At 72.0% G+C, this 10,257-nt stretch carries 13 protein-coding genes; 5 read left to right on the top strand and 8 right to left on the bottom strand.

Annotation, left to right across the window (positions count from 1 at the left end; translation table 11 throughout):
• Positions 1–47: 47 nt before the first annotated feature.
• Positions 48–875 (bottom strand): tryptophan 2,3-dioxygenase family protein, encoded by an 828-nt coding sequence (locus ACVW00_RS06060; protein ID WP_457110004.1) that lies wholly within the window; start codon positions 873–875, stop codon positions 48–50.
• 31 nt (positions 876–906) lie between these two features.
• On the opposite strand from ACVW00_RS06060, the gene ACVW00_RS06055 reads away from it, so the two are divergent.
• Together ACVW00_RS06055 and ACVW00_RS06050 are read left to right on the top strand one after the other, a co-directional pair.
• Positions 907–1,389: a DUF2505 domain-containing protein gene (locus ACVW00_RS06055; protein ID WP_457110003.1), complete on the top strand. Its 483-nt coding sequence runs from the start codon at positions 907–909 to the stop codon at positions 1,387–1,389.
• Entirely contained in the window at positions 1,386–1,874 is a 489-nt protein-coding gene (locus ACVW00_RS06050; protein WP_457110002.1) for a DUF2505 domain-containing protein, read from the top strand. The genes ACVW00_RS06055 and ACVW00_RS06050 overlap by 4 nt, the downstream gene beginning before the upstream one ends.
• A gap of 4 nt (positions 1,875–1,878) precedes the next feature.
• On the opposite strand, the gene ACVW00_RS06045 is transcribed toward ACVW00_RS06050, so the two are convergent.
• The 4 genes from ACVW00_RS06045 to ACVW00_RS06030 all read right to left on the bottom strand — a co-directional run bounded on the left by ACVW00_RS06045 (position 1,879) and on the right by ACVW00_RS06030 (position 5,482).
• The gene (locus tag ACVW00_RS06045) at positions 1,879–2,013 is read right to left on the bottom strand and encodes a hypothetical protein (protein ID WP_457110001.1); all 135 of its coding nucleotides are present in this window, start codon (positions 2,011–2,013) and stop codon (positions 1,879–1,881) included.
• Between the two features lies 1 nt (position 2,014).
• Positions 2,015–3,649, bottom strand: coding sequence for an L-glutamate gamma-semialdehyde dehydrogenase (gene pruA, locus ACVW00_RS06040; RefSeq protein WP_457110000.1), 1,635 nt, complete (start codon positions 3,647–3,649; stop codon positions 2,015–2,017).
• A gap of 76 nt (positions 3,650–3,725) precedes the next feature.
• Complete coding sequence (locus tag ACVW00_RS06035) at positions 3,726–4,061, bottom strand: DUF6912 family protein (RefSeq protein ID WP_457109999.1); 336 nt, start codon at positions 4,059–4,061, stop codon at positions 3,726–3,728.
• Positions 4,058–5,482: a WS/DGAT/MGAT family O-acyltransferase gene (locus tag ACVW00_RS06030; protein WP_457109998.1), complete on the bottom strand. Its 1,425-nt coding sequence runs from the start codon at positions 5,480–5,482 to the stop codon at positions 4,058–4,060. Before ACVW00_RS06030 ends, ACVW00_RS06035 begins: the two co-directional genes overlap by 4 nt.
• A 133-nt stretch (positions 5,483–5,615) precedes the next feature.
• On the opposite strand from ACVW00_RS06030, the gene ACVW00_RS06025 reads away from it, so the two are divergent.
• Together ACVW00_RS06025 and ACVW00_RS06020 are read left to right on the top strand one after the other, a co-directional pair.
• Positions 5,616–6,035, top strand: a complete 420-nt coding sequence (locus ACVW00_RS06025) for a hypothetical protein (RefSeq protein ID WP_457109997.1) — start codon at positions 5,616–5,618, stop codon at positions 6,033–6,035.
• Positions 6,036–7,388 (top strand): hypothetical protein, encoded by a 1,353-nt coding sequence (locus ACVW00_RS06020; RefSeq protein ID WP_457109996.1) that lies wholly within the window; start codon positions 6,036–6,038, stop codon positions 7,386–7,388.
• Here the strand turns inward: ACVW00_RS06020 and ACVW00_RS06015 are convergent.
• Both ACVW00_RS06015 and ACVW00_RS06010 read right to left on the bottom strand, forming a co-directional pair.
• A complete protein-coding gene (locus tag ACVW00_RS06015; protein ID WP_457109995.1) occupies positions 7,351–8,595 on the bottom strand; it encodes an AAA family ATPase in 1,245 nt (414 codons plus the stop codon). The two genes, ACVW00_RS06020 and ACVW00_RS06015, sit on opposite strands and share 38 nt — an antisense overlap.
• Complete coding sequence (locus ACVW00_RS06010) at positions 8,592–9,284, bottom strand: hypothetical protein (RefSeq protein WP_457109994.1); 693 nt, start codon at positions 9,282–9,284, stop codon at positions 8,592–8,594. The genes ACVW00_RS06015 and ACVW00_RS06010 overlap by 4 nt, the downstream gene beginning before the upstream one ends.
• Before the next feature lie 115 nt (positions 9,285–9,399).
• Here ACVW00_RS06010 and ACVW00_RS06005 point away from each other — a divergent pair, with 115 nt between their 5' ends.
• Positions 9,400–9,621, top strand: coding sequence for a helix-turn-helix domain-containing protein (locus ACVW00_RS06005; RefSeq protein ID WP_457109993.1), 222 nt, complete (start codon positions 9,400–9,402; stop codon positions 9,619–9,621).
• A 2-nt stretch (positions 9,622–9,623) separates the two neighbouring features.
• Here the strand turns inward: ACVW00_RS06005 and ACVW00_RS06000 are convergent, their stop codons facing one another.
• Positions 9,624–10,169, bottom strand: a complete 546-nt coding sequence (locus ACVW00_RS06000) for a hypothetical protein (RefSeq protein ID WP_457109992.1) — start codon at positions 10,167–10,169, stop codon at positions 9,624–9,626.
• Between the last annotated feature and the right edge of the window lie 88 nt (positions 10,170–10,257).

Raw genomic sequence — 10,257 nt, 5'->3', positions numbered from 1 at the left:
GCTCACAACAAGACGCGCTCGGGGTTTGATCTCGGATGCGAGACGGGCTAGAGGGCCGAACGCAGCCCCCAGAGCAACGGGTAGTACTTGAGGTCGAGCCGGCTGCGCAGGTACGCCGCACCGGTGGATCCTCCGGTGCCGGTCTTCCCGCCGATCATCCGCTCGACCATGACCACGTGCCGGGCCCGCCACGCGGAGGCGAGCTCGTCGTGCTGGAGGAGCGCCTCGGCGAGCCCCCACAGGTCGGCGTACGCGGAGCGGTTGTGCGCCACCGTCCGCAGCGACGCGGTGATCGCCTCGTCGGACGACGCGTCCAGCCCGGCCTCGCCGAGCACGTGCACGAAGCCGTCCCACAGCGTCGGCTCCGCCAGCCGGCGGGCCAGCCGGCCCTTCTCGGGCTCGGTCAGGCCCTTGAACCGGTGGACGTAGCCCGGGTCCTTCGCACCCGACAGGAACTCCAGCTCCCGGAACTGCACGGACTGGAAGCCGCTCGCCGGCGCCAGCCGCTGCCGGAACTGGAGGAAGTCCTGGGGGGTCATCGTCTCGAGCACGTCGACCTGCTGGACCAGCACCCGCTCGATGACGTGCATCCGGGTGAGCAGGTGCCGGGCGAGCCACAGGTCGCGGCCCCCGCTCGACGCCTCCGTGGTGACCAGAGCGTCCCGGACCGTCTCGGCCTCGTGCAGCAGCTGCTGGAACCAGAGCTCGTAGACCTGGTGGATGGTGATGAAGAGCAGCTCGTCGTGGGCGGGCGGATCGGACTCCAGGTGCTGGGCGTCGAGCAGCTGCTCGATGCGCAGGTAGCTGCCGTAGGTCAGGAGCGCTCCCTGCTCACCGAAACGGACATCGTCGCTCGAGCCGGACTCCTCATTCATGCTGCCCAAACTAGTGGGCATGATGTCTGCCATGAGACTCCACCATGAACTCGCCTACGACGCCCCGCCGGCCGACGTCCTCGCGATGCTGGCCGACCCGCTGTTCTGGGACCGGGTCGCCGAGGCCACCGGTGCGCTGTCGAGCACCGCGACGGTCGGCCTCGAGGGAACTGCTACCCGGATCGTGGTCGACCAGCAGCAGGTGGTCGCCGGCGTGCCGTCGTTCGCGAAGAAGTTCGTCGGCGACTCGACCCGGGCGATCACCACGCAGGTCTGGCAGGGCAACGCGGCCAGCGTGCAGGTGGACACGCCGGGCAAGCCGACCAGCATGAGCGGGACCGCGACGCTGGCCGAGAACGGCACCGGCAGCACGCTGACCTACGACCTCGAGGTCAAGGCGAGCGTCCCGCTGATCGGCGGCAAGCTGGAGAAGCTGGTCGTCGAGCTCACCACCGACGGCTACGACAAGGAGCAGGCGGTCGGTGCGGCCTGGCTGGCGGGTGACCGGGCATGAAGCGGGTGCAGGAGGAGCTCCGGTACGACGGCGCGACGGTCGACCAGGTCTACGCGATGCTCGGCACCCAGGAGTTCCGCGAGGCGGTCTCCGACTACCAGCGGGTCCTGCGGCGCACCGTGACGGTCGACCGCGTGGGACAGACCATGTCGATCACCATCGACCAGGGCCACGGCACCGACCGGCTGCCCGGCTTCGCCAAGAAGATCGTCGGCGAGCACATCAACATCGTCCAGTCGGAGGTGTGGACCGGGGGCTCCCACGGCAACATCACGGTGACCGTCCCCGGCAAGCCGGGCGAGATGACCGGCACCGCCACCCTCGTCGCCCAGGACGGCGGCGTGACCGAGCAGGTCGACATGAGCGTGAAGGTGAGCATCCCGCTGATCGGCGGCAAGGTCGAGGGCCTCATCGCCGACATGCTGCGCAAGGCGCTGCGCGCGGAGCACCACGTCGGCCGCGAGTGGCTCGCCGAGAGGGCCTGAGAGCTCAGCGGTCGTCGTGCCCGATGCGCCGTCGCGCGATCCAGATCGTCACGCCGAGCAGCAGCACGGGCCCGAAGGCGAGCCCGATCACCAGCGCGTGCTCGTAGCCGTGCAGCTTCCCGAGGTGCTCGAGGACCACCTCAGTCCAGACCCATGTGCGGGTAGCGGTGGTCCTTCGGAGGCACGAACGTCTCCTTGATCGACCGTGGCGAGGTCCAGCGCATCAGGTTCGCCGCCGCGCCGGCCTTGTCGTTGGTGCCGGACGCACGCGCACCGCCGAAGGGCTGCTGGCCGACGACCGCGCCGGTCGGCTTGTCGTTGACGTAGAAGTTGCCGGCCGCGAACCGCAGCCGCTCCGACGCCCAGTCGATGGCGCGGCGGTCCTGGGCGATGACCGCGCCCGTCAGCGCGTACGGCGCGAAGGACTCCATCTGGTCGACCACCCTCTCGTACCGGTCGTCGTCGTACACGTGGACCGCGAGGATCGGCCCGAAGTACTCGTCGGAGAACATCGCGTCCGTGGGATCGGTCGACTGCACGATCGTCGGCCGGACGAACCAGCCGACCGAGTCGTCGACCTGGCCGCCCGCGACGATGCTGAGCCTGGGCGAGCGCTTCGCGCGCGCGATCGCCGCCTTGTGCTTGGCGAACGCACGGTCGTCGATCACGGCCCCCATGAAGTTCGACAGGTCGGTGACGTTGCCCATCGAGAGTCCCTCGGTGTCGGCGACCAGCCGGTCGCGCAGCTTGGCCCAGAGCGACTTCGGCACGTAGGCACGCGAGGCGGCCGAGCACTTCTGTCCCTGGTACTCGAAGGCGCCGCGGATCATCGCCACCCGCAGCACGTCCACGTCGGCCGACGGGTGCGCCACGATGAAGTCCTTGCCGCCGGTCTCCCCCACGATGCGCGGGTAGGACCGGTACGACGTGAGGTTGGCGCCGACCTCACGCCACAGGTGCTGGAAGGTCGGGGTCGAGCCGGTGAAGTGGATCCCGGCGAGGTCCGGGTGGTTGAGCAGCACCTTCGACACCTCGATGCCGTCGCCGGGCAGCATGTTGATCACGCCCGGCGGCATCCCGGCCTCCTCGAGCAGCTGCATCGTGAGGTGCGCGGCGAACTGCTGGGTCGGCGACGGCTTCCAGATGACCGTGTTGCCCATGAGCGCCGGGGCGGTCGGCAGGTTGCCCGCGATCGCGGTGAAGTTGAAGGGCGTGATCGCGTAGACGAAGCCCTCGAGCGGTCGGTGGTCGGTGCGGTTCCACACGCCGGGGCTGTTCGCGATCGGCTGCTCGGCGAGGAGCTGTCGCGCGTAGTGCACGTTGAACCGCCAGAAGTCGATCAGCTCGCAGGCGGCGTCGATCTCGGCCTGCCAGACGGTCTTGGACTGGCCGAGCATGGTCGCGGCGCAGAGCCGCGCACGCCACGGACCCGCGAGCAGGTCGGCCGCCTTGAGCAGGATCGCCGCCCGCTCGTCGAAGGGCAGCGCGCGCCACCCGGGCGCCGCCTTCGCGGCGGCCCGCACCGCCGCCTCGGCGTCCGCGGCGGTCGCGTGCCGGGCGACGCCGAGCACGGATGCGTGGTCGTGCGGCTGCACGACCTGGAACTCCGCACCGCCGCCCATGCGTCGGCGCCCGCCGATCGTGGCGGTCAGGTTGACGGTGCGGGTCTGCAGTCGCTTGAGCTCAGCCTCCACGGCATCCCGTTCGGGGCTGCCGGGCGCGTAGTTCAGGTTCGGCTCGTTCGTGGGAGCCGGGGGCTGGGTGATCGCGTCCATGCCTGCGATGTTGTCACCCGGCTTCCCGTGCGACCAAGTTCAGGGGTGCGCGAACCTCGCGGCAAGCCGGGCACACTCAGGCGAGCAGGTCGCCGATCTCCTGGACGGCGTACCAGCCGAGGTCGGGGAGGTCCGCGCCGACGGGATCGACGTCCGCCGTGTCGGCGTGGACCGCGGCCACCAGGGCCATCGGGAAGCCGGCGTCCGCATCCGGGACGTCGGCGACGAGCACCACCCGGCGACCGGGTCCGTCGAGCAGCTCGGCGGCGGCGTCCGCGGCCTCGGCCAGGGCGTCGTACTCGGCCTCCTCGCTCTCTTCGGCCGCGAGGTACCGGTCGCCGCCGGCCGGCACCTGACCGCTCGCCACGAACGCGGCCAGGCCCGGCAGCGTCGTGGGCAGGTAGATCCTCACTTCTTGCGACCCCGCGGCGCGCGCGGCCGGCTGTCGCTGGCGCTGTCGACGAGCTCGTCGAGCGCATCGCGCACGCACTGGCCGAAGACGTCGATGTCGGGCAGCGCGTCCCGGTCGGCGGTGATGCCGTAGTACACCCCGCCGTCGTACGACGTGACGCCGATCGCTGCGCCGAAGCCCGGCTGGAGCGGCGGGATCGGGTAGGTCTCGACCATCTCGGCCCCGGCGAGGAACATCGGGAACTGCGGACCCGGGACGTTCGTGATCACCAGGTTGACGCCCTGCGACTCCAGCGCCGCGACGCGGGAGCCGAGCGCGTGGAAGGTCGTGGGAGCGAAGCCGGCCACGCCGGCGATCCGGTTCGCCGCCACCGCGCGACCGGTCTCGCTGTGCGCCTTGAGCGCGTAGGACACCTGGTGGAGCCGCACGACCGGCGACGACTCCCCCACCGGCAGGCTCAGCCGGTGGCCGACGACCTGCGACCCCAGCGAGGTCGGCTCGAGCTCCTCGTCCATGACGCTCATCGGCACCAGCGCCTTGATCTTGCGGCCGGTGCCGACCGGTTCGCCACGGGTCATCAGCCAGGCCCGGATCGCACCGGTCAGCGTGGTGAGGATGACGTCGTTGACGGTGCCGCCGTGGACGCGGCGCACGCGTCGGTAGTCCTTGAGCGCCGTGCGCACGAGCACGACGCGGCGCTGCTCGGTGGGCTCGACGTTGAACGGGCTGTCCGGGGCCGCCCGGCGGTTCGACAGGGCTCCCGCGAAGGTCCCGACCCGGCCGGTGAGGCCGCCGACGGCGCGCAGCGCCGCTTCCGCGGTGCCCACACCGGTGCTCAGGAGCGTCCGCGGGCTGCGGGCACCCTCGACGAGCGCCTCGACCACGAGCGCGGTCGGCGACGGCTCGACGGCCGGGCGCCAGTCGTCGGGGACCACCTGGCGCGGGCCGGGGTCGACGTCGAGCAGCACCTGGCCCAGATCGACGGTGGAGATCCCGTCGACGAGCACCTGGTGCGACTTGGCCAGCAGCGCGAACCGGCCGCCCTCCACGCCCTCGACGAAGTACACCTCCCACAGCGGCCGCTCCGGGTCGAGCGGCCGCGACATGATCCTGGCGGCCAGCTCGCGAAGCTGGTCGGGACTGCCCGGACGCGGCAGGGCGGAGCGGCGTACGTGGTAGCTGAGGTCGAAGCTCGTGTCGTCGACCCACACCGGGTTGCCGAGCCGGCCGGGGACGCTGCGCAGGTGCTGGCGGTAGCGCGGAACGAACGCGATCCGGTCCTCGATGTGGGCGATCAGGGCGTCGTAGTCGAAGCCCGAGTCGCCCGGGTCGAAGATCTCCAGGGTCGCGTTGTGCTTGGGGGTGCGGGAGGTCTCCTGGGCGAGGAGGGCCAGGTCGCTGGGCCGCAACCGCTCAGTCATCGTCCCGGACCTCTCGTGCTCGCAGTTCGTCTCGCCGACCCTACGGGGCCCGGCTGCGGGGCGCCTCGTCCCGCATGGGATTGTGGCAGAGCACCCGCGGCGACGGCCGCACGTCTTGAGCGCTGGAGGATGCATGAGTTCCCGACCCCGTCGACTGCTGCTCGTCGCGGGCGCCCTCGTGCTCACGCTCACCGGCTGTGGCGGCGGCTCCGGGGACTCGCCGGCCAAGGGCGCCGACGTCGAGCTGACCGCGACGCCGACGGCCCAGGTCACCGGCACACCGCCGTCCGGCGCCAAGGTCATCAAGGTGACCGTGGGCAAGGACAGTGTCTCGCCCTCCGGCGCCCAGGTCTCGGTGAAGCGCAACCAGCCGATCGTCTTCGAGATCGACGCCACAGAGCCCGGCGAGCTGCACGTGCACAGCTCTCCGGCCAAGGCGATCGACTTCCCCGCCGGCCAGTCCCAGGTGCAGATCAGCATCGACAAGCCCGGACTGATCGAGGCGGAGATCGAGAACCTGGGCAAGCTGGTCGTGCAGCTCGAGGTCAAGTAGGTGCGGCCCGGGCTGTTCATCGGCCCGCTCGCGCCGCTGCACGGGCTCGGCGGCGCGAAGGACCTGCCCGTCCCTGCTCCGCTCGCGATCGCGGGCGGCACCGCCGCACTGATCGTCTCGTTCTGCGTGCTCGTCCTCGCCTGGCGCAGTCCCCGGTTCAGCCGCGCCGAGCACACCGGCCGCCCGCTCCCGGCGGGTCTGGCCCGGGTCGTCGACAGCGAGGGCTGGGCGTGGGTGCTGCGACTGCTCGGCCTGGTCCTGGCCGGGTGGTTCGTGTGGGCGCTCGTCGCCGGCCCCGACCGGGTCACCAACCCCGTGTTCGGCAGCTTCTACGTGCTGCTCTGGGTCGGGATCGTGCCGGCCTCCCTGCTCTTCGGCCGGATCTTCCGGGCGATGAGCCCGATCCGGACGGTCAACGCCCTCTTCGCGCGGGCCACCGGTGGGCAGCCGTCGAGCGGGCTCGCGGAGTACCCCGAGTGGCTGGGTTGCTGGCCGGCGGCCGCCGGGCTGTTCGCCTTCGTCTGGCTCGAGCTGGTCAACCCGCACTCGGCGTACATCGGGCCGGTGCGGTTGTGGCTCGCGGCGTACGTCGCGGTCATGCTGATCGGCTCGGCCGTGTTCGGCGACACGTGGCTGTCCCGTGCCGATCCCTTCGAGGCCTACTCCGACCTGCTCGCGAAGCTGTCGCCCTGGGCCCGGCGGGACGACGGCGCGCTGGTGTGGCGCAGCCCGCTGGCCAACCTCGCTACGACCCCCGTGCGCCCCGGCCTGGTCGCCATGGTGGCGGTGCTGTTCGGCTCGACCGCGTTCGACTCCTACAAGGACACCCCGCGGTGGGTGAACTTCGTGACCGACCTCGGCCCGGACGTCGAGCTGCTGAACACGCTCGCGCTGCTCGCATTCTGCCTCGTCGTCGGACTCTCGTTCACGATCGCGACCAGGACCACGACCGTCGACCCCGAGACCGGTCCCGAGCACCGGGCACTCCCGAACCTGCTGGCCCACTCGGTGGTGCCGATCATCGTCGGCTACATGACCGCGCACTACCTGAGCTTCTTCGTCGAGCAGGGACAGACCACGCTCATCCAGCTCAGCGACCCCCTGGTCAAGGGGCAGAACCTCCTGGGGACCGCCGACTGGACCGTGAACTACTGGCTCTCGTACCACCCGACGTTCCTGGCCTCGGTCAAGGTGCTCGCCGTCGTGGCCGGCCACATCGTCGGCGTGGTCGCGGCGCACGACCGCGCCCTCGAGGTGCTCCCGAAGCGACACCAGGTCGTCGGCCAGCTCGGCCTGCTGGTCGTGATGGTCTTCTTCACGGCGTCCGGGCTCTACCTCCTCTTCGGCGCCTAGAGCCGGCCCTGACGTGCGCGTGCGCTGTCGCAGCTGATCCGCCCAGCGCCGCGACGACCTCCGACAACGCCGTCCGCAACCGGGACTCCCCGACCTCGCCCAGGGCACGGCCGGCAACCAGCGCCCGGTCGGCGGTGACCCGGTCCTCGGGGAGGAAGTGCATGCCGACGGGCCGCACGTAGCCCTCGACCATCCCGACGATGTCCCGCTCGCTCCAGCCGAGCGTCGGGCGCATCCGGTTCACCACCACCCGGACCGGTGTGCCGCCCGCGACGTCGCGCAGCTCCACGAGTCCGCGGGCGAGCCGCGCCAGTCCACTCGGCTCTGCCGACCCGACGACGACGACCTCGTCCGCCGTCTCGAGCACCTCGATCGTCATCCGGTCGCGGCTGAGCGGCACCTCGGCGTCCTCGAGGCAGAAGCCGCAGTCGACCACCACGTCGCCGAGACCGGCGGCGACGTCGAGCACCGTGCCGAGCACCCCGGGGCGGACCTCGACCCGGCGGTCGGCGCGCGGCAGCCCGGTCAGGACGTCGAGGCGCGCGCCCACGCCGCGACAGCACCGGACCAGCGCGGCGCGGTCGAGCGTGCCGAGGTTCGCCATCCGGGCGACCGCGAGCAGGCCGGACATCTCGTCGAGCACCCCCAGGTGCTGGGCGACCGTGCCGCCGTAGGGGTCGGCGTCGACGAGGACGATCCGGTGACCCGCGGACGCGAGACCGTCGGCGAGACCGACCGCGACGGTGGTGCGGCCGGGCGCTCCGGCCGGACCCCAGACCGCGAGCACCCGACCCCGCCCGGCCGCCGTCTCGCCGGACGGCGCGAGCTCGGCGGTCTCGGGATCCGCGACGACCTCCCGCACGGACACCCGCCGGACAGCCTCGACGACCTGCGGTGCATCCGGCCGGCACGTCTCGACGACGCCGAGGCGGGCCAGGCGGCCGGCCAGCGCCGGTTCGGTGGTCACCCCGAGCGTGCGTACGTCGTACCGGAGGAGGTGCATGACCGCCTCGGCGTCGAGCTGGGGCACCTCTGCCGCCACGACGGCGACGGCAGCTCCGCCGGACGAGGCCGCGACCATCAGGTCCGGCACGTCCACGCACCGCTTGGTCACGACGATGCCGGCCTCGCCGAGTGCCTGCAGCACCCCGGCCTCCCAGCCGGCGCCGCCGGCCAGGAGCAGCGCGCAGACCCGCTGCTCGCTCACGACCCGGCCTGGCGGGTGAGCACGACGCGACCGTCTGCCAGCTCCCCGAGGGCGTCGGCGAGGTCGGCGGCGGTCGCTCGGTCTGCGCCGACGATCACCTGCTGGGTGGTGCGGGGCGCGAGCGAGTCGCGTGCAGCGGGCACCGCCACCACGACCACGTCGTCGAGGGCCAGCCTTGCGCGCACGCGGTCGGCGCCGGGGTCGGCCACCTTGGGCGTGACCCAGACGTCGACGAGCGCACCTTCCCGCACGCTCGCCGGGAGGTCGTCGGGCGCGACGCTGAGCGGCACCTCGACCAGGTCCGCGCGGTCGTCGCTGCTGACCGCGGAGCGAGCCAGCAGCTCACCCGCGGCGAGGTCGTGGGTCGCCGTGCCGAGTGCTCCCTGCGCCGTGGATGCGAGGAGGTACTGCTCTGCACCACCGCCCGAGAAGTGCACGCGCGTGACGGCCAGGTCACCACGGTCGACGGTCGAGCCGGCGGGCACGTCGTGGCGCAGGCTCCAGACCGCGATCGTGTCGTCGGCGCTCGCCAGGACCCGCGCGCCGAGCAGCACGCAGGCCGCCACGATGACCACACCGGCGACCAGCCGCGGATCGCGCCATCCGGGCGGCTGGACACGACGTGCCGGCGGAGCGTGGGGACCCGTCGCCGGCACGATGGGGCCGGGCGGAGTTCGGAGAGTGGTCATGGGCGCGCGCCTTCCCGAGACGATGCAGCACGAGCGATGGTGCCGATGGTGCGATCCACAGGCCACCGGAGTCAACCGTTCGCATCCTCCCTGTGCGGCTGGCAGAGTGTGGGCCATGGCGACCCCGCGGTTCCTGACGCTCGCCGACGTGGCGGAGATCCTCAGCACCACCAGCGCCCAGGTGTACGCGCTGGTGCGCCGGGGCGACCTCCCCGCGATCAAGATCGGCGGCCGCGGCCAGTGGCGGATCGAGACCAGCGAGCTCGAGGCCTACATCGCCCGCGCGTACGACGACACCAGGGCGTTCGTGAAGGACCACCCGTTCGTCGAGGGCTGAGGTCAGGGCCGGCCTGAGCAGCGCACGACCGCGACCGCGCTGAGCGGCACCACCACCGCCTCCGGGGCGTCGTCCGCACGCAGCTCGACGAAGTCGGCCCCGACCCGCTGGAGCGCGCCGTGCACGGCCCTGCCGCCGCGCAGCTGCACGGCGCACGCCTGTCGCTCCTCGGCCAGCCGGCGCAGGACCGAGCGCAGGGACAGTCGCGCCGAGAGCGGTCTCGCCGACTCGGGTACCGAGCGCGGGTCGAGGCCGGTGAGGACGACCACCGCCGACAGGTGGACGAACCACGCGGTGCGCGCCTGCTCGACCAGGAACCAGTCCGAGCCGACGCGCGCCAGCCGACCGCGCACCTCCCGGTCATCGGCGAGACGTGCGTGGATCTCGAGACCGGTCGACGCGTGCAGGCGCGCCGCAAGTGGGACCTCGGCGTACTCGGCGACGCTCAGCGCGTCGACCTCGGCAGCGCGCTCGGCGAGGTGCAGCCCCTCGGCCTGCAGCTCGAGGTCGTCGAGCAGGTCGAGCACGGCGTCCCAGTCCGACGGCATGGGGATCGATGCCCGCTGCCGGCCGCGGCCAAACCTGTGCGCAACCAGTTGACGTCGGCCTTCTCCTGGGTCTAGAACAAGCAAACAC

It is taken from the genome of Marmoricola sp. URHA0025 HA25 (genome assembly GCF_054059435.1).
The sequence above is the reverse complement of the archived record's forward strand: the minus strand, read 5'-3'. Positions and strand labels throughout refer to the sequence as shown.

Bases quoted from the DNA above. Each gene is read 5' to 3' on its own strand.
- ACVW00_RS06025 (WP_457109997.1), top strand. From the start codon at position 5,616: ATGAGTTCCCGACCCCGTCGACTGCTGCTCGTCGCGGGCGCCCTCGTG.
- ACVW00_RS06060 (WP_457110004.1), bottom strand. From the start codon at position 875: ATGAATGAGGAGTCCGGCTCGAGCGACGATGTCCGTTTCGGTGAGCAG.
- ACVW00_RS06000 (WP_457109992.1), bottom strand. From the start codon at position 10,169: ATGCCGTCGGACTGGGACGCCGTGCTCGACCTGCTCGACGACCTCGAG.
- ACVW00_RS06030 (WP_457109998.1), bottom strand. From the start codon at position 5,482: ATGACTGAGCGGTTGCGGCCCAGCGACCTGGCCCTCCTCGCCCAGGAG.
- ACVW00_RS06055 (WP_457110003.1), top strand. From the start codon at position 907: ATGAGACTCCACCATGAACTCGCCTACGACGCCCCGCCGGCCGACGTC.
- ACVW00_RS06005 (WP_457109993.1), top strand. From the start codon at position 9,400: ATGGCGACCCCGCGGTTCCTGACGCTCGCCGACGTGGCGGAGATCCTC.
- ACVW00_RS06050 (WP_457110002.1), top strand. From the start codon at position 1,386: ATGAAGCGGGTGCAGGAGGAGCTCCGGTACGACGGCGCGACGGTCGAC.
- ACVW00_RS06010 (WP_457109994.1), bottom strand. From the start codon at position 9,284: ATGACCACTCTCCGAACTCCGCCCGGCCCCATCGTGCCGGCGACGGGT.
- pruA (WP_457110000.1), bottom strand. From the start codon at position 3,649: ATGGACGCGATCACCCAGCCCCCGGCTCCCACGAACGAGCCGAACCTG.